General features: G+C 73.8%; 21 protein-coding genes and 1 pseudogene. 10 read left to right on the top strand and 12 right to left on the bottom strand.

What is annotated here, in order from left to right:
• Nucleotides 1-49: 49 nt before the first annotated feature.
• Both ACPPVO_RS28205 and ACPPVO_RS28210 read right to left on the bottom strand, forming a co-directional pair.
• Entirely contained in the window at nucleotides 50-781 is a 732-nt protein-coding gene (locus tag ACPPVO_RS28205) for a dienelactone hydrolase family protein (protein ID WP_426514164.1), read from the bottom strand.
• Between the two features lie 133 nt (nucleotides 782-914).
• On the bottom strand, nucleotides 915-1,805 hold the full coding sequence (locus ACPPVO_RS28210; RefSeq protein WP_426514165.1) for a hypothetical protein: 891 nt from the start codon (nucleotides 1,803-1,805) through the stop codon (nucleotides 915-917).
• Between the two features lie 211 nt (nucleotides 1,806-2,016).
• Here ACPPVO_RS28210 and ACPPVO_RS28215 point away from each other — a divergent pair, with 211 nt between their 5' ends.
• Together ACPPVO_RS28215 and ACPPVO_RS28220 are read left to right on the top strand one after the other, a co-directional pair.
• Nucleotides 2,017-2,553 carry a GNAT family N-acetyltransferase gene (locus ACPPVO_RS28215; protein WP_426514166.1) on the top strand — a complete coding sequence of 179 codons (537 nt, stop codon included), beginning with the start codon at nucleotides 2,017-2,019 and terminating at the stop codon, nucleotides 2,551-2,553.
• Nucleotides 2,550-3,191, top strand: a complete 642-nt coding sequence (locus ACPPVO_RS28220) for a class I SAM-dependent methyltransferase (protein ID WP_426514167.1) — start codon at nucleotides 2,550-2,552, stop codon at nucleotides 3,189-3,191. Before ACPPVO_RS28215 ends, ACPPVO_RS28220 begins: the two co-directional genes overlap by 4 nt.
• Before the next feature lie 158 nt (nucleotides 3,192-3,349).
• On the opposite strand, the gene ACPPVO_RS28225 is transcribed toward ACPPVO_RS28220, so the two are convergent.
• Together ACPPVO_RS28225 and ACPPVO_RS28230 are read right to left on the bottom strand one after the other, a co-directional pair.
• Nucleotides 3,350-6,433 carry an ExeM/NucH family extracellular endonuclease gene (locus tag ACPPVO_RS28225; protein ID WP_426514168.1) on the bottom strand — a complete coding sequence of 1,028 codons (3,084 nt, stop codon included), beginning with the start codon at nucleotides 6,431-6,433 and terminating at the stop codon, nucleotides 3,350-3,352.
• 175 nt (nucleotides 6,434-6,608) lie between these two features.
• The gene (locus ACPPVO_RS28230) at nucleotides 6,609-7,178 is read right to left on the bottom strand and encodes a TetR/AcrR family transcriptional regulator (protein ID WP_426514169.1); all 570 of its coding nucleotides are present in this window, start codon (nucleotides 7,176-7,178) and stop codon (nucleotides 6,609-6,611) included.
• Nucleotides 7,179-7,229: 51 nt separating this feature from the next.
• On the opposite strand from ACPPVO_RS28230, the gene ACPPVO_RS28235 reads away from it, so the two are divergent.
• A complete protein-coding gene (locus ACPPVO_RS28235) occupies nucleotides 7,230-7,808 on the top strand; it encodes a TIGR03086 family metal-binding protein (RefSeq protein ID WP_426514170.1) in 579 nt (192 codons plus the stop codon).
• A 15-nt stretch (nucleotides 7,809-7,823) separates the two neighbouring features.
• On the opposite strand, the gene ACPPVO_RS28240 is transcribed toward ACPPVO_RS28235, so the two are convergent.
• Entirely contained in the window at nucleotides 7,824-8,279 is a 456-nt protein-coding gene (locus tag ACPPVO_RS28240) for a pyridoxamine 5'-phosphate oxidase family protein (RefSeq protein ID WP_426514171.1), read from the bottom strand.
• A gap of 108 nt (nucleotides 8,280-8,387) precedes the next feature.
• Between ACPPVO_RS28240 and ACPPVO_RS28245 the strand changes: the two genes are divergently transcribed.
• A complete protein-coding gene (locus ACPPVO_RS28245; protein WP_426514172.1) occupies nucleotides 8,388-8,852 on the top strand; it encodes a DIP1984 family protein in 465 nt (154 codons plus the stop codon).
• 252 nt (nucleotides 8,853-9,104) lie between these two features.
• On the opposite strand, the gene infA is transcribed toward ACPPVO_RS28245, so the two are convergent.
• Nucleotides 9,105-9,329: a translation initiation factor IF-1 gene (gene infA / locus ACPPVO_RS28250; protein ID WP_426514173.1), complete on the bottom strand. Its 225-nt coding sequence runs from the start codon at nucleotides 9,327-9,329 to the stop codon at nucleotides 9,105-9,107.
• Nucleotides 9,329-10,063, bottom strand: coding sequence for an N-acetyltransferase family protein (locus ACPPVO_RS28255; protein WP_426514174.1), 735 nt, complete (start codon nucleotides 10,061-10,063; stop codon nucleotides 9,329-9,331). Before ACPPVO_RS28255 ends, infA begins: the two co-directional genes overlap by 1 nt.
• Nucleotides 10,064-10,360: 297 nt before the next feature.
• Here ACPPVO_RS28255 and ACPPVO_RS28260 point away from each other — a divergent pair, with 297 nt between their 5' ends.
• Complete coding sequence (locus ACPPVO_RS28260; RefSeq protein WP_426514175.1) at nucleotides 10,361-10,693, top strand: STAS domain-containing protein; 333 nt, start codon at nucleotides 10,361-10,363, stop codon at nucleotides 10,691-10,693.
• Between the two features lie 170 nt (nucleotides 10,694-10,863).
• Here the strand turns inward: ACPPVO_RS28260 and ACPPVO_RS28265 are convergent, their stop codons facing one another.
• Together ACPPVO_RS28265 and ACPPVO_RS28270 are read right to left on the bottom strand one after the other, a co-directional pair.
• Nucleotides 10,864-12,429: a GAF domain-containing sensor histidine kinase gene (locus ACPPVO_RS28265; protein ID WP_426514176.1), complete on the bottom strand. Its 1,566-nt coding sequence runs from the start codon at nucleotides 12,427-12,429 to the stop codon at nucleotides 10,864-10,866.
• Nucleotides 12,430-12,543: 114 nt separating this feature from the next.
• Nucleotides 12,544-13,593, bottom strand: a complete 1,050-nt coding sequence (locus ACPPVO_RS28270; protein ID WP_426514177.1) for a glycoside hydrolase family 11 protein — start codon at nucleotides 13,591-13,593, stop codon at nucleotides 12,544-12,546.
• A gap of 480 nt (nucleotides 13,594-14,073) precedes the next feature.
• Here ACPPVO_RS28270 and ACPPVO_RS28275 point away from each other — a divergent pair.
• Both ACPPVO_RS28275 and ACPPVO_RS28280 read left to right on the top strand, forming a co-directional pair.
• Nucleotides 14,074-14,244 (top strand): annotated as a pseudogene (locus ACPPVO_RS28275) (GGDEF domain-containing protein); the annotation flags it as partial.
• Nucleotides 14,245-14,371: 127 nt separating this feature from the next.
• On the top strand, nucleotides 14,372-14,854 hold the full coding sequence (locus ACPPVO_RS28280) for an EAL domain-containing protein (protein ID WP_426514178.1): 483 nt from the start codon (nucleotides 14,372-14,374) through the stop codon (nucleotides 14,852-14,854).
• Here the strand turns inward: ACPPVO_RS28280 and ACPPVO_RS28285 are convergent.
• Entirely contained in the window at nucleotides 14,849-15,802 is a 954-nt protein-coding gene (locus ACPPVO_RS28285; protein ID WP_426514179.1) for an RNA polymerase subunit sigma-70, read from the bottom strand. The two genes, ACPPVO_RS28280 and ACPPVO_RS28285, sit on opposite strands and share 6 nt — an antisense overlap.
• Nucleotides 15,803-15,883: 81 nt before the next feature.
• Here ACPPVO_RS28285 and ACPPVO_RS28290 point away from each other — a divergent pair, with 81 nt between their 5' ends.
• Nucleotides 15,884-16,426: a dihydrofolate reductase family protein gene (locus ACPPVO_RS28290; RefSeq protein WP_426514180.1), complete on the top strand. Its 543-nt coding sequence runs from the start codon at nucleotides 15,884-15,886 to the stop codon at nucleotides 16,424-16,426.
• Here ACPPVO_RS28290 and ACPPVO_RS28295 read toward each other — a convergent pair.
• Together ACPPVO_RS28295 and ACPPVO_RS28300 are read right to left on the bottom strand one after the other, a co-directional pair.
• Entirely contained in the window at nucleotides 16,417-17,604 is a 1,188-nt protein-coding gene (locus ACPPVO_RS28295) for a M48 family metalloprotease (RefSeq protein ID WP_426514181.1), read from the bottom strand. The two genes, ACPPVO_RS28290 and ACPPVO_RS28295, sit on opposite strands and share 10 nt — an antisense overlap.
• Nucleotides 17,604-18,059, bottom strand: coding sequence for a MarR family winged helix-turn-helix transcriptional regulator (locus tag ACPPVO_RS28300; protein ID WP_426514182.1), 456 nt, complete (start codon nucleotides 18,057-18,059; stop codon nucleotides 17,604-17,606). The genes ACPPVO_RS28295 and ACPPVO_RS28300 overlap by 1 nt, the downstream gene beginning before the upstream one ends.
• An 82-nt stretch (nucleotides 18,060-18,141) precedes the next feature.
• Between ACPPVO_RS28300 and ACPPVO_RS28305 the strand changes: the two genes are divergently transcribed.
• Nucleotides 18,142-19,173, top strand: coding sequence for an LLM class flavin-dependent oxidoreductase (locus tag ACPPVO_RS28305; protein ID WP_426514183.1), 1,032 nt, complete (start codon nucleotides 18,142-18,144; stop codon nucleotides 19,171-19,173).
• A 2-nt stretch (nucleotides 19,174-19,175) separates the two neighbouring features.
• Nucleotides 19,176-19,802 carry an NADPH-dependent F420 reductase gene (locus ACPPVO_RS28310; RefSeq protein WP_426514184.1) on the top strand — a complete coding sequence of 209 codons (627 nt, stop codon included), beginning with the start codon at nucleotides 19,176-19,178 and terminating at the stop codon, nucleotides 19,800-19,802.
• Nucleotides 19,803-19,848 lie beyond the last annotated feature (46 nt).

Here is a 19,848-nt window from a genome sequence, read left to right on the forward strand (position 1 = left end):
TCGGCTCGACATGATCGGCAGGACAGGACACCTAGGCCGCCCCACGCGGTCAGACGAGATGGCGCCCGAAGAAGTGCAGCGCCGAGTCGGTCTCGAAGCGCGGCACGTCACCGTGGTTACCCGGGTTGGCGTGCAGCGTCCTGGCCGGCGAGGCGAGGGCGTCGAAGAGCGCGAGGGCGGCCTCCCGCGGTACGAACGCGTCGTCCCACTGCAGCAGGAACAGCACGGGGGCCGTGATCCGGCTCGCCGCCCCGGCCAGGCCGAGCGGCCCGCACAGGCCCAGCACCGCGGCGCGGACGCGGGGCTCGGCGGCGACGAAGGGCAGGCCGAGGCCGCAGCCCATCGACAGCCCCCGGTAGCCGACCGGGCCCGCGCCGACGTGGTCGAGCTCCTGTACCGCCGTCACGACGGCGCTCCACTCGGGCACGGCCTGCCGGGCCAGGTACGTGTGCAGGGCCGCCAGCCGCGGGGCGACCTCGTCCCCGGAGGCCATCGCGGCCCGGTTCTCGGCCGCCATCCGGGCGACGGTCTCGTCCTGCGGCCGGTCGCCGTGGCCGGGCGCGTCCACGGCGACGACCGCGAAGCCGCCCCCGGTCACGAACCGGCGCGCCGGGCCGGCGACGCCGGGGGCGCGTTTGTGCTGCCCGCCGCCGTGCCCGAGCACGACGAGGGGCCGCGGGCCGGTGGCACCCTCCGGCGTCCACAGCACGCCCGGGATCCCGTCGAGGGTGAAGGACTGTTCGGCGACGCCGTCGGACGACGTCGATGAGGTGAAGCGCATGCGTTCAGGCCTTTCGGATGCCTGCTCGGGCGCTCCCTCAGACCATGCGAGGGAGGGAGCCCCGATCGTCGGTCACAGCGTTGATGGGTCTCACCTCCCGAAGTCGCGGTGGTGCACGGCGCCGCCGAACCTATCACGGATGGACGACCTCGTAGTCGTACAGGAGCTGCTGCCCGATCCGCATCGTGCCCGCGGAGGGCCGCGTGTCGACGACGCCCGGGGTGGGCGCCGGGCCGCCGCCGGCGATCAGCTGCAGCCGGCCGAGGACGTGCGCGGTCTGCGGGTCGAAGAGCAACATCGCGACGTCCTGGCCCTCCTGCCGGCCGATGCCGAACACGTGCCGGCCGTCGATCGTCACGTCCCGGTAGACCAGGTCCGGCAGCAGGCCCAGCGCCGCCAGCAGCGCGACGCGGGCCCGGCTGGACAGCAGCGGGTCGACCCGCTCGATGAGGCCCGCGCAGGTGTTCCAGACCGCCGGCCCGGGATCGGGACCCGCCGGTCGCACCAGGCCGAGATCCTGCAGCAGGAGCATCGTCTCGCCGGGCAGCCCGGCCAGCCACTCCGGCGTGGGGTGCCGCAGGCCGGGCCCGTCCTCGGCGAAGCTCTGCCGGTCGAGCTCGGTCACGTCCTCGCCCTTCGGGCCGGGGCCGGCCGGGCGGCCGTCGTAGAGCTCGCGGACGGTGATCATGCCCTGCACCTCGTACCAGGTGTCGCGCACCTGCGGGACCAGGCCGCCGCCGGGGCCGCCGGCGGGCACGAGCATGGTGGCGCGTACGTGCAGCTGGTCCTCGCCGTCCGCCGGGACCGACCGCGTGCCCTGGGCCGCGTGCTGCAGGTCGGGCCACGGCTCCGGGATCGGCGCGCCGATCTCGACGTGGCCGGCCGGCGCCGGGCCCAGGCCGGGCCGCTCGCTGACCTTGCGGTTGAGCGCGACGCCGATGCCCGCGAGCACGGCGAGCGCGACGAGGGCGGCGGTGACGGGCGCGAGCCAGGAGCGCCGGCGGGCCGGGGCGTCGCCGCGCATGACGCGGTACCGCAGCCGCGCGAGCTCCTCCGGGGAGGTGACGGCGCGGGGCGCCGCCAGCGGTGCCGCAGCTCGGCGCCGTACCGGTCGAAGAGGTCGGCCACGTCGGGCGGACTCTCCCGCGGGTCGGCCATGTAGTGCAACATACCGATGACTGCCCGCACCCCCGGCCCGTGTTCCCGGCTCCTGAGCTCCGCCTAGAATGGCGCCCGTGCGGCCCCTTCCGGAATCGCTCGCCGACGGGTTCGTGCTGCTGCGCCCGTGGCGCGCCGGCGACTTGCCGCAGCGGTACGAGGGCTTCGCCGACGAGCTGTGCCAGCGCCACTCGTGGCCGCGTGTCGAGCCCCCGACCCGGGCCGAGGTCGACGAGGCGTTCGCGCGGCCGGGCGACGACCTGAACCTCGCGATCGCCGACGCGGCAAGGCCCGACCGCATCTGGGGTGCGATGTCGGTGTACGACCTCAGCGACGCCCAGCACCGCGCGGCCATCGGCTACTGGGTCGCCCCGTGGGCGCGCGGCCGCGGCGTGGCCACGCGCTCGCTGCGCCTGCTGGCCGGCTGGACGTTCGCGGCGTTCGGCCTGGAGCGGCTCGAGCTCACCTGCGGCCCGGACAACCCCGCATCGGCCCGCGTCGCCGAGCGCTGCGGCTTCACGCGCGAGGGCGTGCTGCGCTCGCACATGGTCTTCAAGGACTCCCGCCGCGACACGGTGGTGTACAGCCTGCTGCCCGGCGAGCTCACCGCATGACGGTTCCGCCCCGCGACGGCGAGACCGCGAAGGTGCTGCGGGCCTGGAACCAGCAGGCCGCGCAGTACGACCGGCAGCTCGCGTTCTTCGAGCGCCACTGGTTCGGCGGCGGGCGGGAGTGGCTCGCCGCCCGCGCGCAGGGGCGCGTGCTCGAGGTCGCCGTCGGGACCGGGCTGAACCTGCCGCACTACCCGGCCGGGGTCGCCGTGACCGGGGTCGAGCTGAGCCCCGCGATGCTCGCGATCGCGCGGGAGCGGGCGGCCGGGCTCGGCGGTGCGGTACACCTGCTGCGGGGCGACGCCGAGGCGCTGCCGTTCGCGGACGACAGCTTCGACACGGTCGTGTGCGCGCTGTCGCTGTGCACCATTCCGCGGCCGGGCGCCGCCGTCGGCGAGATGCGCCGCGTGCTCAGGCCCGGCGGGCGGCTGCTCCTGCTCGACCACATCGGCAGCCACTGGCCGCCGATCCGTGCCGCGCAGTGGCTGGTCGAGCGGTTCACCATCCGGGCCGCCGGCGAGCATTTCACCCGGCGGCAGCTGCCGCTCGTGCGGGCCGCCGGGTTCGAGGTCGTCGAGGCGGAGCGGCGCAAGGCGGGCACCGTCGAGCGCGTGCACGCCCGCAAGCCGGCCGCCGGTTGAGGTTCACCTGACCGCCACCGGTCCGGCGGGCTGGACGTGATCGCCCCGAACGGCCCGGCGTACAGCATCACCGCGCCGAGCGGCGACTGCACCGGCCCGATCCTCGCGTGCGGAGGGGCCGCCCCCGCGAAAGCGAGGACGGCCCCGGTACTACGCGGTCAGACGAGCTTCCAGGGGCCCCAGGGGTCGCCCGGGGTCTGGTTGCGCGTCCACCACTTGGCGACGTACTTCTTGCCCTGGTACACGACGACGTCACCGGTGTTGAAGACGCGCGACGGCGTCCACAGGGCGGTTCCGTCCGGCGTCGTGGCCATCTGCTGCCACGGGCCGTAAGGGTCGCCCGGCACCTGGTTCTGCGTCCACCACAGCGCCTTCCACTCGGAGCCGTTGTACGACACCGTGTCGCCGTTGTTGTACACCTTCGACGGGTTCCAGGCCGGCACGAGCGGCGTCACCGGGGCGTTGAGCCCGACGACGACCGGGTCGTGGTCCGAGGCCGCGAACGGGTCGGAGCCGTTGAACAGCAGCGTGGCGTTGTAGTTGTACCGGCTGTAGGCGTACGCGATCGCCTCCTGCGCGTTGATCTGCCAGACGTCCGCGCCGGTCACGAGGGCGCGTGCGCCCGCGTTGGCCATCACGTGGTCCAGCGAGCCCTGCAGCCCGTTGAAGGAGTACGTCGCCTCCGACGGGTCGAGGGTCGAGCCCAGGTCGGTGTACCCGGCCTGGTACAGCACCTGCAGCGGGTCTTCCTGGGTGTACGAGTTGAGGTCGCCCACCAGGAAGATCCGGTTCGTGCCGATGACCGACGCCGCCGACGAGGCGAACGCCACGGTGTCCTGCGCCTCCCGGACCCGGGTCGCGTTGTACGAGCCCTGGTCCACCGCGGGGGACGAGGTGTCCTCGGCGTCGCCGTCGTACAGCGGGTCGCCGGCGCCCTTGGACTTCCAGTGGTTCGTGACGACCAGGAACGCGTCCGCGTTCTGGGCGCCCGCCTTCTTGAAGCCCTGCGCGAGCGGCTCCCGCGCGATCGAGAACGGCTGGCCCGGGCCCGACGACGTCAACAGGATCGTCGCGTCGCCGACCAGCGCCACGTCCGCCGGCTTGTAGATGAACGCCGAGCGGATCACGTCCTCGTCGGTCAGAGCCGGCAGCTTGTCGGCGCTCGGCGAGGGCACGTACGCCCACACGTTCGCGCCGGCCGCCGCGTTGAGCGCGTCGACGAGCTGGGCCAGGGCCGCGTCGCGGCTCTCCCCGAACTTCGCCGAGTTCTCGACCTCTTCGAGCGACACGATGCTCGCGCCGAGCCGGTTGATGCCGGTCACGATCTTCGCCTGCTGCCGCTGGAAGCTGGCGTCGTTCGCGGCCCCGCGCGGGCCGGCGCTGTTGTTCGGACCGGTGCAGGTGCGCACGGCGATGTGGTTGCCGGCCCGGTCGTCGTAGTAGGTGCAGGTGCCCAGGCCCGCCGCGACGTACCGCTCGCCCGTCATCGGGAAGAAGTTCTCGACGTTGAACGTGGCCAGGCGCAGGTTGCCGCCGACGTTGGCGGGCTGCGCGTTGGCCGTGCGGGTGTCGCTGAAGGTCGCGACCGCGTGGCCGTCGTCGGTGACCTGGCGCGTCGGCTGGAAGTTCCAGAGCGAGAAGCGGTACTCCAGGATCACCGGCTGGTGGAACGCGACCTTCGAGCCGATGCTGACCGGGTTGGTCGGCGTCAGCCACGGCAGCGGCGTGCCGGCGTTGGCGGCGGAGCTGTAGTTGACGCTCGCACCGTCGTCGAGGGTCACCGTCCGGGCCGCGTTGTCGGCGACCACGGCCTGGGCCTCGGGACTGCCCGCCTTGCCCGCGTCGGTGGGCTGGCGCAGCGGGGTGTCCCCGGCGGCGAGGGTGAAGGAGCCGTACCAGTTCGCGTCGTAGTTGTCCGCGACGGTGAACGTGCCCTGCGGCGCGATCAGCTCACCCTCGTGCGCCTCCTTCTCCGCGTCCGTGTCGAGGCTCGTCCACGGGATCGAGCCCGGCACGACCGCCGGCAGCGCGGTCGCGAGCTTGGTCACCGACGGCGAGGAGATCTCGGTCTCGCCCTGGAACTCCTGGACGGTACCGCTGACCCGCACGCTGTCGCCGATGCTCACCTGCCCGGCCGAGATCGAGCCGAACACGAACACGGCGTCCGACGCCCCCGGCGTCGTGTCGGCGCCCCCGGTCTGCACGAAGAAGCCGTTGAAGCCGCCGGTGGTGTACACCGCCGTCACAACGCCCTCGGTCGTCACGGGCTTGCCCGCGTACGGCGACGTGTCCGTGTTCGTGCCCTGGATCGCGGCGATCGCCAGCACCTCGGCCGCGGCGTTCACCGTGAAGGTGAACGTCGCCGAGGCGCTGCCGCCGGCGGCGTCGGTCGCGGTGACCGAGACCGACGACGAGCCGGCCGCGCCGGGCGTGCCGGTGACGACCCCCTCCGACGAGATCGAAAGCCCGGCGGGCAGACCGTCGGCCGTCCAGGTGTACGGCGCGGTGCCCCCCGAGGCCGCCAGGGTCAGCGGCGCGATCGCGGTGCCCACGGTGGCGCTCTGCGCACCGGGGTTGGTCACCGCGAGCGTGCTGGTGCCCCCGTCCGAGGCCGCGTTCTGCGGCTCCGGCGTCGCCGTGTGGAAATCGGCGGCGTTGTTGTCGGTGTCCGCCCCGGCCGCGTCCCGCTGGTAGCTCAGCACCAGCGAGTTCCCGGACGTCGCGGACCCCTCGGGGGAGTTGCTGGTACCCCAGCCGATCTTGTCGATGACCGAGCTGTCGGTCGGCAGCACACCCGCGGCGCTCGCGGCGACGTAGAGCGTGCCACCGCCCGCGCCCGGGTTGATGCTGGTGCCGGTGTTGAGGTCCGCCGCGGGCAGCGGCGCACCGGGGTTGGTGCTCGCCCCGTTGCTGGGCAGCTGGATCAGGAAGTGACCGTGTGCGGCCACCGTCCCGGACAGCGCGAACACCTGAGATCCGCTGGGCACGACGGTGCTGGTGGGCGCCCGGTACTGCAGCGTGTCCCCACTCAGCGCGATCGGGCTCGCGGTCGGGTTGTACAACTCGATGAACTTGTTCAGATAGCTCGCACCCGACGAGCCGCCGTTGACATAGGCCTCACTGATCACCAGACCCGTGCCCGCCGGGCTGGCGAACGCGGGAACGGCGAGCAGCGGTACCGCCAACCCGGCCGTGGACAGGGATAACGCGACGGAGACCCGCCGGACGAGCGCACGGGACATAGACCCGGACCTCCAGTGGTCGGTTTGCATTTCCGCCGGCCCGCAGGCCGACCTGGGGACGTTAGGCGCCCCGGTACGACGGTCGGCAGACGAAGCCTGAACGGCGTGTAAACCCTAAGGCAGATCCACGACGCTGAACGTGATGATAGGGCTGGTGGTAGGGGTCCTCGACGGGTCAGGAACGCGACTGCGCGACGAGCCGGTCGGCCAGTTCCGCGGCGTGCCCAGGCGTGAGGTCACCGAGGCCGAACAGCGCGCGGACGTACAGCGGCGCGAGGATGTGATCGACGATGTCGAGGGCCTCGGGCGCCGGCTCGCCCCGCTCGCGGGCGCGTTCGAGCATGGCCTCGAACTGCCGGCCGCGCTCGGCGACGAACCGGTCCCGCGCCGCGAGCCCCTCCGGCCCGGCGGTGGACAGCGCCACGACCAGGCGCAGCACCGCGAGCCCGTCGGGGCCGCGCACGTCGCGGGCCACGCCCTCGGCGTAGGCGCGCAGGTCGCCGGCGACGCTGCCGGTGTCGGGCATCGGGAAGTCCGCGGCGAGCCGGGTCATGGCCACGTCGGTGACGAGCGCCTCGAGGCCGCCCCAGCGCCGGTAGATGCTGGTGTCGGCCACGCCGGCGCGCGCGGCGACGTCGGCGACGGAGAAGGCGCCGTGACCGCGCTCCGCGACGAGCTCGGCGACCGCCCGGTGCACCGCGTCCCGCACCCGTGCGCTGCGCCCTCCGGTGCGCCGAACCGTCATGCCTATGATATTAACGCAGTACGGAACTGCGTTAAGGCCGAGGGGAGCCCGATGACCACGATCGTCGACCGCATCGAAACCGCCATCGCCACGACCGGCACCGTCGTGGCCGCAGTGGTGCCGGCCCTGGCGTCGCCCTCGCCGTGCCCCGGGTGGACGCTGCGCGACGAGCTCAACCACCTCGTCGGCGGCATGCGCATCTTCGCCGCGGAACTGTCCGGCACTGACGCCGGCGGCGAGCACGAGTCCGACTGGCTCGGGGCCGACGCGGAGGCCGCCTACGCCGCGGCCGCCGCGCTGGACCGCGCGGCCTGGCGCCGTCCGGGCGCCCTGGACGGGACGGTGCGCCTGGGCTTCGGGGTGCTGCCGGCGCCGACGGCGGCCGTCGTCCATCTCACCGAGGTCGTGGTTCACGGCGCCGACCTGGCCGTGTCCACGGGCCAGGAGCGTCACCTGGATGAGGAGCAGTGCGCGTGGCTGCTGGCCACGATGGAGGAGGTGGGGATGGCCGCGTTCCGCCGGCCGGGCATGTTCGGCGCCGAGCGGCCTTGCCCCGCCGACGCCCCGGCGCATCGCCGCCTGCTGGCCTACCTGGGCCGCGACCTGCTCGCGCCGGCCCGCCGGGCATAGCCCGGGGAGCGCGTCTCAGGCGCGCTCGGCGCGGCGCAGGCCGTCCTGCGGCGTCCACCACTCGACGACCAGCACGGTCGCCTCGGGGTCGAGGTGGGTGTGCACGACCTCGGTGACATCGGCGCGGAACCGGTCGCCCTCGGCCTGCTCGCCGGCCGCGGCGGCCGGCACGGCCCGCCCGGCGATCTTCGCCTCGCCGGGCCACTGGGCCTCGGCGCCCTCGATCGGGTCGACGGTGGCGCTGTGCAGCGCGAACCGCGGGTCGCGGCGCAGGTCGGCGCCCTTGCGGGCGTTGGCCATCGAGCCGAACACGAGCTCGCCGTCCTCGAACGACGCCTCGATACCGGAGATGCGCGGCGCCCCGTCGGCGCGCACGGTCGCGATGGTCTTGTGCCGGTGCGCCTCGAACAGCGCCCGCACGCGCCGCGCGAACTCCGGCTCCGCCGACTCGACGTCCTGCCATGCCGTCATGCGCCAATGATTCCATCCGCGCCCGCCGAAAGTCAGCGCCGCGGCCCGTGCCGCGGCGCCGGAAAAACCCGGGTGCGGGGATGATCTTCGGCGGGGACACTGACGGGCATGAAACTTGCCGAGGCTCTCGCGCTGCGTGCCGATGCGGCGCGCCGCATCGAACAGCTCCGGGCCCGCGTCACCGCGACGGCCCGCTACCAGGAGGGCGAGACGCCCGCCGAGGACGCCGCGGCCCTGCTCGCCGAGGCCGGCGCCGTGCTCGGCGAGCTCGAGACGCTCATCCGGCGGATCAACCGCACCAACGCCGCCGTCCGGGTCGAGGGCGGCACGCTCACCGACGCCCTCGCCCGCCGCGACGTGCTGCGCCTGCGCCACACGATCGTGACCGCCGCGGCCGCGGCGGCGGCCGGCGACGGGCAGCGCGGCTACCGGCAGCTGCGCTCCGAGCTCAAGATGGTCGCCGCGCTGCCGGTCGCCGAGCTGCGCCGCGAGGCCGACGACCTGGCCCGGCAGCTGCGCGAGGTCGACACGCTGATCCAGCGCACGAACTGGGAGGCCGACCTGCTGGACTGAGGACGCGGAGCGGGTAGCCGACGTGGAGGCGTGCACGAACCCGAGGCCGGCGGGCATTCCGGCCCCTTTCTTGGCGCGCCCGGGGGCGGGTGCGGGGTTCGACTCCCCGGCTGACATCGCACGCCCAGCACGGCGCACAAGTGACGGAGCACGGAGTACGGCACACCACCGGGTGCAGATCCACGACGGCGAGGGCGGGTACGGGGTACTCCGTGGTCCAGACGAGAGGCGCGACGGCCGGCGGCCGTGCGGTCAGTTGCGGTACCGGAAGAGGATCCGGCCCCTGGTCAGGTCGTACTGGCTGAGCTCCACCAGCACCCGGTCGAACGGCAGGATCTTGATGTAGTTCTTGCGGATCTTGCCGCTGATGTGGGCCAGGACCACGTGGCCGTTGGTCAGCTCGACGCGGAAGTTGGCGTTGCGCAGGCACTCCACCACGGTGCCCTCGACCTGGATGCCGTCGGTCGACTTGGCCATCAGCGGATCACCAGCTCGAGGTTGCTGCCCTGCCGGTGGGCGCCGGCCCCCTCGACGAGGGCGACCGCCGCGGCGTTGGCCTCGTGGACCTCCGCCGAGACCGTGGCCACCCCGCGCTCGTGCGTCGCCCGCCGCACCTCCGCGAGCAGCGCCCGGGCGATGCCGCGGCGGCGATGGCCGGCCCGTACGGCGATGAGGCCGATCCGGGTGTGCCTCGGCAGCAGCGCCAGGCGGGCCAGGCCCACGTAGGCGTCGGCCTCGGCGGCGACCACGTACCGGGCCGGGTCGAGCGGCCGCGACAGTACCGCCGCCGGCATCTGGTCCCAGCCCACGGAGGACTCGATCTCGGCGCGGATCGCACGGTCGAGGCGGCGCAGCGGGCGCACCTCCGCGGTGCCGAGGGGCAGCGTCGTCACGCCCCGCGGCGACGGGACGGGGGCGGCGCCGGACGCCATGACGTACTCCCACTCCCGGCGCCGGACGGTCAGGCCGGCCTGCCGCCAGCGGGCGGTCAGGTCGAGGTCGGCCTCGTCCACGACCGTGTGCAGCGGCCGGGGCAGCGCGGCCAGCATGACCGCGGCGAGCCGCTCGAAGACCGGGTCGTGCCAGGCGTCGATGCTGAGGAAGAGGCGGCCGTCGGGCCGGGGCGACGCGTCGCCGCGGCCGACCACGAGGTCGTCGGCGAGGGCATGCCACTGCCGCTCGGCGACCTGCGTGATGAGGATTGTGTCCATCGGTGTCACCTTTCGGGAGATCCCAGAGGGAGGCTCCCGGGCGGCACCTAGCGCCGACGCCCGACCGTGACGGGGGTGGGGAGCACCCACTTCGCTGCATCGTTCACGGTGCTCACCTCCTCGGGCCGGACCACGGTCGGGGAGGAAGGTACCGCCGCCGCCGGTCACCCGTCCACCGATTAACCGCCGCGGCGCCAATAGCGGACCGTGTCGTGCCGGTTACGGACTTCCGGGCGTGCGGGGGCTACGATCGCTGGCACGGTCCGAGCCGGGCCGGTCATGCGGACGGGGATGTTCGTGGAGTTGTCGGTGCGGCCCGGGACGGGCGCGACGTTGGTCACCGCCGTGGGTGACCTCGACATCGCCACCTCGCCCGAGCTGCGCCGCTACCTGCACGCCGTGCTCGACGAGTACGCGGCCGCGCTGTACGTCGATGTGGCCGCCGTGCAGTTCATCGACTCGAGCGCCCTGGGCGTGCTTGTCAGCGTGTACCAGCGGCTGGCGGGCCGGGGCCAGCGGCTCACGCTCGTCAGCCCGCACGAGCGGCTGCGGCGCACGTTCCGCCTGACCGCCCTCGACCAGGTCTTCACCATCGTCTCGGCGCTGCCGGCCGGCCCGGCGGCCGCCTGAGCGCGGCTAGGGGCTGTATCGAAGTGGATGGCTGGGCTGCGGCGGACTCAGACGCCGCCGGGAACCGTAGCGGTTACACCCCGATACAACCCCGGTATCGGGCGCGCCCGGCGCGGCCCCAGCCGACGCCTGAGCCTCGCCTCGCTCCGACCCCCACTTCGATACAGCCCCTAGCCGGCCGCGATCGGGGTCGAGATCGTCGCGGCGTCCACCACGGGCTCGACGAGCGGGATCGCGGCGGTCAGCGTGGTGCCGCCGGCCGGGGAGCTGGCCACGCTCAGGCGGCCCCCCAGCGCCGCCACGCGGTCGCGCAGGCCGATGAGCCCGGTGCCGCCCCCGGGGTCCGCGCCGCCGGTGCCGTCGTCGCGGACGGTCAGCCGTACGCACCGGTCGTCCGCGGTCATCCCGACCCGCGCGAGGGTCGCGTTGGCGTGCTTGGCGACGTTCGTGAGCGCCTCCGACACCACGTAGTACACCGCCACCTCGACCCGCTCCGGCAGCCGCCGGTCCATGCACAGGTCGAGGTCTACGGGCACGGTGCTGCGCCGGGCCAGGGTGCGCAGCATCGGGCAGATGCCGCCCTGGATGAGCAGCGCCGGGTGGATGCCCCGGGCCAGGTCGGACAGGCTCTGGTGGATCTCGGTCAGGCGGTGCACGGTGTCGGACAGCAGGTGCTGTACCGCCGCCGGGTCCTCCAGCGCTCCGTCGTCGACGAGCCGCAGCTTCAGCGCCAGCGCGATGATGCGCTGCTGCGCGCCGTCGTGCAGGTCGCGCTCGATGCGCCGCCGGGCCTCGTCGGCCGCGGCCACCAGGCGGGACCGCGAGGCGACGAGCTCGGCGGAGTTCTCGGCGTTGGCGATGGCGGTGGCGACGAGGCCGGTGAAGGCGCTCAGGCGGGCCTCGGCGTCCGGCGGTACCGGATCCCGCCGCGACGACATCACCAGCGCCACGCCCCACAGGTCACCGTCGACGATGATGGGCACGCCCATGCCGCGGTGGACGCCGACGGCGCGCACCCGGTCCGCGATCGGGCCGCTCGCGCTGTCGTAGTCGATGTGGGCGGGGCGGCGGGTGCGCAGGATCCTGCCGGCGACGTTCTCGCCGGTGATCGGCAGGGTCGGGCGGTCCGGGAAGAGCGTGCCGTGCTCGTCGCGCTCCGAGACGGCGATGACGGTGCCGTCGGGCTCGTACCGGATCAGCGCCGTGCTGAACCCCTGGAACAGGTGGTGCAGCTCGGCGGTCACGGCGGCGAACACCTGGGCCGGCGGCCCGCCGGCGGCGACCATCGTCGCCACCCGGCGCAGCGCCGCCTGCTCGGCCAGCAGCGACTCGGCCTCCTCGGCCCGGCGCCGGGCCTCCGCGGCGTTGGCCCGCGCCAGGCTCGCCAGCCCGCCGGCGAGCAGCGCCGCCGCGACGAAGATCAGGGTGAGCGGGATGTCCTCGTGCGGGTTCAGGTGCAGGCCGGGCGGCGGCAGGTGGAAGTAGTTGAAGGCGGCCGCGCTGGCCAGCGCGGTGGCGAGCCCCAGCGGTACGCCCCACACGCCCGCCACCACCATCACGCCGAGCAGGTAGATGGCGGCGCGGGGCGGGTTCGTCGGGGCGGTGGCGTGCAGCAGGCCCAGCACCGCGGTCTCCGCGGCGATGATGGCCACCGCGACGACGATGCCGGCCGGGGTCCCCGGCGGGTGCGCCGGCAGCAGCCAGCAGGTCAACCGGCGGCGAACCGCCGTGCTCACGCCGTCCCCTCCATCCACACGTCGACCGTTCGCCTGCCCGTCCGGCGTGTTCATCACCCGGTGCGGGTGACCTGAACCGCCGGGCCCCCCGTGGGAGGGCCCGGCGAGGCGCGGTCAGCTGCAGGCCGTGCCATTCAGCGAGAAGCCGCTCGGGGCGGCGCTGTTACCGGTGTGGTTCGCCTGGAAGCCGATCGTCGTCGAGCCGCCCGGCGGGATGGAGCCGTTGTAGTTCACGCTGGTGGCCGTCACCGCGCCGCTCGTCGGCGAGTACGTCGCGCTCCAGCCCGAGGTGATGTTCTGGCCGGAGGCGAGGTTGAACTTCAGCGCCCAGCCGTTGATGGCGGTGCTGCCGGTGTTCTTGATGGTGATGTTGTCGGTGAGGCCGGTGTTCCAGGCGTTTACCGAGTTCGTCACCTGGCAGCCGCCCGAGCCGCCGTTGTTCGGGGGCGGGCTCGACGTGGGCGGGCGCGGCGACGTGGTGGTCGGGCCGGGGCCGGGGCCCTCGGTGACCGTGATGCTCGAGCTGCCGCTGCTCTGGTAGCCCTCGGTGGCGAGGATCTGGTAGTCGTGGGAGCCGAGGTTCAGCCCCAGGGCCGCCCAGGCGTTGAAGTGGTTCGCCGTGGTGATGGTGCCGCCCGTACGGTGCTGCTGCCGCACGCTCCAGTACTGGTAGAACGTCGCGTTGCCGATGATCGAGGGCTGGTTCACCCGCTGGGTGCGGTAGATGTCGTACGTGCTGCCGTCGGTCGTCACCGAGCCGAGGCGGGTGGCGCCGGTGCTGGGGTTGTAGCTGCCGAAGTTCTCCACGATGTAGTACTCGATCAGCGGGTTCGTGGTCCAGCCGTACAGCGCGAGGTACCCATTGCCGTTGACGTTGAAGGTGCCCGAGTAGTTCACCGTGTGGCTGGAGCCCGGCTTCCAGCCCTTGCCGACCACCGTGTTGTTGATGTTGCTCCACTGGACGCTGTAGGAGCCGCCGGCGCCCAGGTTCATCGTGACGTTGCCGTTGTCCTTCCAGTACGAGAAGAAATAGCCGTTGTGCGTGCCGGTCGTGTTCGAGGTGACCGTCCGGTCGGCCTCGGCGTGGGCGATACCGGTCAGCGCGAGTGAGGTCGCGGCCAGCGCGACGGCACACACGCCGCCGATGAGCAGCCTTGCCTTCATGCGTGCGTCCTTTCGGGGTCGACGCTCGTCGATGGCGGCAGTGTCGGCTTCCAATCCCGAAACTGTCAATCCGTTCCGGAACGGTGCCACCGGTGATGAACAGGCGATTTGCGCCTCGGCGTGCGCGAACGGCACCGAAAGTTGCGGAACGGACGTGAAACTTTCGAATCGCTGTGACCTGCGTCGAAAGCCTTCATGCGGCGGTACGACGGCCGATGAAACGAACCGTGACCGCCGAGCACCGCGCCCCCCTGCGCTACGTCGTGGCCGCGCTCGGGATCGCGGCCGCCGGCGCGCTCTGGTTCGTGTTCTGGCTGCTCACCGGCGTGGGCCCGGCGGCCGTGTCGTTCCTCGTGCCGCGGCCGCCTCGGCCGGGATCGGGTTCCTCGCCGCGATGCCGCCGTCGACGTACCGCTGATCGCCGTCATCCCGGGCGCGCTGACCTGGACCGACAAGCTCGTCATCGTGGCCTCGGTGTGCGTGACCGGCCTGGTCACCGTCCGGCAGTTCGTCGCCTTCCGGGAGAACGCCCGGCTGCTGCGGGAGAAGCGCCTCTCCGAGGAGCGCCTGCAGCACGAGGCCACCCACGACGGGCTCACCGGCCTGGCCAACCGGGCGCTGTTCCGGCGGCGGCTCGGCGAGCAGCTCGAGCGCGGGGGCGCCACGGTGCTCCTGGTCGACCTCGACGACTTCAAGACCATCAACGACCTTCGGCCCCGACGCGCTGCAGAAGTTCGGCCCCAACGTCTCGGCCCGCCAGCTGCACGACCCCGACTTCGTGGCCGACGTGCAGGCCGCGCTGGACGACGCCGGGCTGCCCGCGGACCGGCTCGTGCTCGAGCTGACCGAGTCGGCGGCGCTGCGCGGGCAGCAGGTGTCCAGCACGCTGTACCGGCTGCACGACCTCGGCGTCCGCATGGCGCTGGACGACTTCGGCACCGGCGAGTCGTCGCTGAGCCTGCTGCGCGCCTTCCCGGCCGCGATCATCAAGCTGGACAAGTCGTTCGTCGACGGCATCGAGCTCGACGAGCCGGGCTCGCCCGAGGCCGACGCCCGCCAGGCGGTGGCCCGCGCGGTCGTGCAGCTCGCCCGGGCGCTCGGGCTGGACACGGTCGCCGAGGGCATCGAGAACCAGGCCCAGGCCGACCGCCTCCTCGAGCTCGGGTACTCGCTGGGCCAGGGCTACCACCTGGCCCGCCCGATGCCGGCCGAGGCGATGACCGGCCTGCTGGCCACCCAGCACCTGGCGAGCGCGCTATAGCGACCGGGGCAGCCCGAAGGCCGGGAGCAGGCCGCTGTCGAAGCGGGTCATCGCGCTGATCCGGTCGCCGGCCAGCGCGATGACGAGCAGCCCGGTGCCGTGCCGCACGCCGGCCGGGGTGAGCGAGTAGACGCCGAACGCCGGCTGGCCGTTGGCGCGGGCCGGCACCAGGTGGCGGGGACCGGTGGCGAAGATGTCCGCGTACAGGGCGGCGACGACGTCGCGGCCGCGGTACTCGTAGGGCATCGGCGGCATCGAGACGAACACGTCGTCGGTGAGCAGGGCCACCAGCGCGGCGATGTCCGACTTCTCGTACGCGCGCACGAACTCGGCCACGACCGTCGCCTCGGCCGGCGAGCCGGCGGCGGGCGGCGGCGGCGGCTCCGTGCCCGGCCGGCGCCGCAGCGTGGCCCGGGCCCGCTTCAGCGCGCTGGTGACCGACTCGACGGTGCAGTCGAGCATGCCGGCGACGTCGGCGGCGGGGAAGTCGAGCACGTCGCGGAGGATGAGCACGGCCACCTGCCGCGGCGGCAGGGTCTGCAGCGCGGTGACGAACGCCAGCGAGATCGACTCGGCCCGCTCGTAGTGGCCCTCGGGGCCCTCGGGCAGCGGTTCGAGCCACACGACCTCGCCCAGCCCGGTGGGCTCCGGCGCCCGGTCCCACGGCGTCTCCCACCGCGCCGGGCGGCGCCCCGCGGCCCGGCGCGCGTTGAGGCAGCGGTTGGTGACGACGCGGTACAGCCACGTGCGCAGCGACGCCCGCTGCGCGTAGCCGCCGAACCCGCGCCAGGCGTCGAGCAGCGCATCCTGCAGCGCGTCCTCGGCGTCGTGGTAGGAGCCGAGCATCCGGTAACAGTGCACCAGCAGTTCCCGGCGGTGCGGCTCGACCAGCGCCCGGAAGGCGGCGCCGTCGCCCGCCCGGGCTCGAGTGATCAACTCTGCAGTCATCGCGGTATGGACACCGGGCGGCCCGCGAACTGGGCGCTCCGGCGCCGCCCAATCCTGTCACGCCCCGGCATCGGTACCGGCATGGGACACATCATCGTGAGCGAGAACATCACCCTCGACGGCGTCGAGCAGGACCCGACCGGCGACGAGGGCCACGCGGCCGGCGGCTGGTTCGGGCGGGCCGGCGAGGCCGACCGCGTCGCGTTCGCCGAGTCGGCGGCGAAGGAGGCCGACAACACCGAGGCGCTGCTGCTCGGCCGGCGCAGCTACGCCTGGTTCGCCGAGCGCTGGGCGCAGCGCCCGGGGGCGTGGGCGGACCGGCTGCGGGCGCTGCCGAAGTACGTGGTGGCGTCGAGCCGGCCCGAGGGCTGGGGCGACACCACGGTCGTCACGCTGGACGAGGTCGCCGGGCTGCGTGACCGGATCGGGGGCGACCTGGTCGTCTACGCCAGTGCGCAGCTGGTGCGGGCGCTGCTGGAGCGGGACCTGGTCGACGAGTACCGGCTGGCGGTCCATCCGCTGTTCGGGGCGGTGGCGGCGGCCCGGCCGCTGCTGCTCGCCGAGGCGCGCGGGGCGGGGGAGGGCCTCACCTTCCTGACCTTCCGGCGGGCGGATCAGCCGTAGCGCAGGTCGCGGGCCAGGCGCCGGTACTCGGTCGCGAGATCGGCGTCGACCCCGTCCTGGTCGGTTTCGGCGACGGCGACCTCCGGCCGGGACTCCAGCAGCCGGATGCGGTGCGCGATCGGGGGATGGCCGGCGAGCGGGGACGTGGAGTCCGGCCGCTCGCCGGTCGCGTGCGCCCGCACCTGCCGGGCCAGCTCCGGCCAGGCGGCCGGGTCCGGGTGCCGGTCGTCGCCGGCCCGCACGTGCCGGCGCAGCACGGTCAGCACGGCCTCGCGCTGGGCCAGCGTGTCGAGCACCGCGCGCATCGCCGCCGTGCCCGCGACCCGGGCGGCCTCGGCGTCGGCGAAGTACTCGGCGCGGTGCACGTCGGACCGGGCCAGGCCCACCACCAGGAGCCGGCCACCGGCCGAGATCCAGCGCAGGACCGCGATCACGGGGCGCAGGAGCAGTTCGGCATACCAGACGTCGGCACCGGCGCCGATCATGCGGCCGCCGCCCCCCGTGCTCGCGAGGGCCTTGAGGATCGCCGGGTCCTGGAACGCTCGGATCGCGGTGTCGGGCCGCGGCTCGAACAGGGTGACGAGGGCGGTCAGGCTCCGGTCGACGGAGCCGGCGATGCCGGTGCGCAGCGGGTCGCCGTCGGTGAGGTGGGCGAGCTGGTGGGCCACGAGCGCGGCGCGCTCGGCCGCGTCCAGCACGCCGAAGAGGGGGACGCCCAGCCGCAGGTACCGCCGCCGCAGCAGTCCGGTCGTCCCGCCGTCGGCTTCGAAGCGGTCGTCCAGGACGATGATGCGCGGGGACGGCACGCCGACCGCGGCCGCGATGCCGTCGACGAACGCGAAGAGGTGCGGCGCGGCGGCCCGGTCCAGCCGCGTGGCGTAGCGGGGGAGTCCGGCCGGGCGGGGCAGCAGGACCACGCCGAAGGCGAGCAGCACCACGCCGGGCAACAGGCCGACGCTCGGGAAGTGCCGGACGCAGAGCCACGCGCCGAACCCGAGCGCGGCGAGCGCGGTCAGCTGGATCAGGGCGGCCGCCAGCGTGACGACGACCCGCGCGAGGCTCCAGCCGGGCGGGGCCGCGGCGTGCCCGGCGAGCTCGGTGGCGAGCTGGTCGTCCAACGCGTGCGCCCGGTGGTCGAGCCGGCGATCGACCGCGGCCCAACCGGTGACCATCTCCATCACATCGACTGTAGTCGACCTCGCAAGGCGGTGGCGATCTCGCCGGCCGCAGCCAGCTGGGCGGGGGTCAGGGCGTCGACGAACAGCTCCCGCACGGCGCGCAGGTGCGGTACCGTCGCGGCGCGGAACGCCTGGGCGCCCGCGGGCTCCAGCACGATCTCGGCGCCGCGGCTGTCGGTGGCGCACTCCTCGCGCCGGATCAGGGCGCGGCGCTCCATCCGGGCCAGGTGGTGGGACAGCCGGCTGCGCTCCCAGCCGCAGCGGGTCGCGAGCTCGGAGGAGCGCAGGCGCGTGCCGTCGGCCTCGCTCAGCGCCAGCAGGACGACGTAGTCGGCCGGCGACAGCCCGGTGTCGGCCTGCAGGCGGGCGGCGAGCGCGTTGCGCAGGGCCTCGACGGTTTCGACGAACTCGCGCCAGGTGTCCAGCTCATCGCGGAGCGGCAGTGTTCGCGGCATGACGGGCGTCACCTCCATGTGGTTGACGCGTCAATCGTATCCGGGTCATGATTGACGCGTCAATCACCTGGAGGGCGGCACCATGAGCGACCTGATTCTCGGCCTCGACACCTTCGGCGACGTTCCCGTCGACGACGCCGGGGCATCCCTGTCCTACGCCGCGGCGATCCGGCAGGTCGTCGACGAGGCGGTGCTCGCCGACTCGCTCGGTGTGGACGCGATCGCGCTCGGCGAGCACCACCGGCCCGAGTACTCCATCTCCACCCCGGAGACCGTGCTCGCCGCGATCGCCGCGCGCACCGAGCGGATCCGGCTCGCGTCCGGCGTCACCGTGCTCAGCTCCGACGACCCGGTCCGGGTCTTCCAGCGCTTCGCGACCGTCGACGCACTCTCCCGCGGGCGGGCCGAGGTGATCCTCGGCCGCGGCTCCTTCACCGAGTCGTTCCCGCTGTTCGGCTACGACCTCGCCGACTACGACGTGCTGTTCGAGGAGAAGCTCGAGCTGTTCGTGAAGCTGCTCGACGAGCGGCCGGTCAGCTGGAGCGGTACCGTCCGGGCACCCCTGCACGAGGCCGACGTCTTCCCCAAGACGGAGTCGGGCCGGCTCGCGGCCTGGGTCGGCGTCGGCGGCTCGCCGCAGTCGGTGGTGCGCACGGCCCGCCACGGCCTGCCGCTGATGCTCGCGATCATCGGCGGTGCGCCGGAGCGCTTCAAGCCCTACATCGATCTGTACCGGCGCGCCGCCGACCAGCTCGGCACGCTCGCGCACCCCGTCGGCATGCACTCGCCCGGGTTCGTCGCCGACACCGACGAGCAGGCCAAGGAGCTCTTCTACGGGCCGTACAAGGTGATCCGCGACCGCATCGGCGCGCTGCGCGGCTGGCCGCCCCTGCGCCGGGCCGAGTTCGAGGCGGAGGCAGCGCAGGGCTCGATGTACATCGGCGGCCCGGAGACCGTGGCCAGGAAGATCGCGCACACCGTTCAGGCGCTCGGCGTCGGCCGCTTCGACCTCATCTACACCGCCGGCGCCCAGCCGGCGAGCGCCCGGCTGCGCTCGGTCGAGCTGTTCGGGGCCAAGGTGGCGCCGATGGTCCGCGACCTGCTGGCGGGCTGAGCATGACCACCATCGGCATCCTCGGCGCCGGCAAGGTGGGCACCGTCCTGGCCCGCCTCGCCGTCGCGGCCGGCTACGACGTGCTCATCGCCGGCTCCGGCGACCCGGCGAAGATCGCGCTCATCGTCGAGGTGCTCGCCCCCGGCGCGGCGACGGTCACCGCCGCCGAGGCCGCCGGGCGCGCCGACGTCGTCATCCTGGCCCTGCCGCTGGGCCGGCACCGCACGATCCCGGCCGAGGCGCTGCGCGGCAAGCTCGTCATCGACGCCATGAACTACTGGTGGGAGGTCGACGGGGTCCGCGCCGACCTGGGCAACTCGAGCGAGCTGGTCCAGGCGTACCTGGCGGGCGCGCGCGTGGTGAAAGCGTTCAACCACATGGGGTACCACGACCTGGAGAGCGGGGCCCGCCCGCCCGGTGCGGCCGGGCGGCGCGCGATCGCCATCGCCGGCGACGACCCGGACGACCGCGCCGCCGTGGCCGCGATCGTCGACGCGCTCGGCTTCGACCCGGTCGTCGCCGGCCCGCTCGCCGAGGGCGTGCGCATGGAGCCCGGCACCGCCCTGTTCGGCGCCAACGAGGACGCGGCGACGGTACGCGCCATGCTCGGCCGCTTTCCGGTGGCCTAGTCTCGGCGCGTGCCTCGGTGGAAGTGGTGCGTCGCCGGCCTGTCAC

It is taken from the genome of Dactylosporangium sp. McL0621 (assembly GCF_049995355.1).
In the GTDB taxonomy this organism is placed as follows: Bacteria; Actinomycetota; Actinomycetes; order Mycobacteriales; family Micromonosporaceae; genus Dactylosporangium.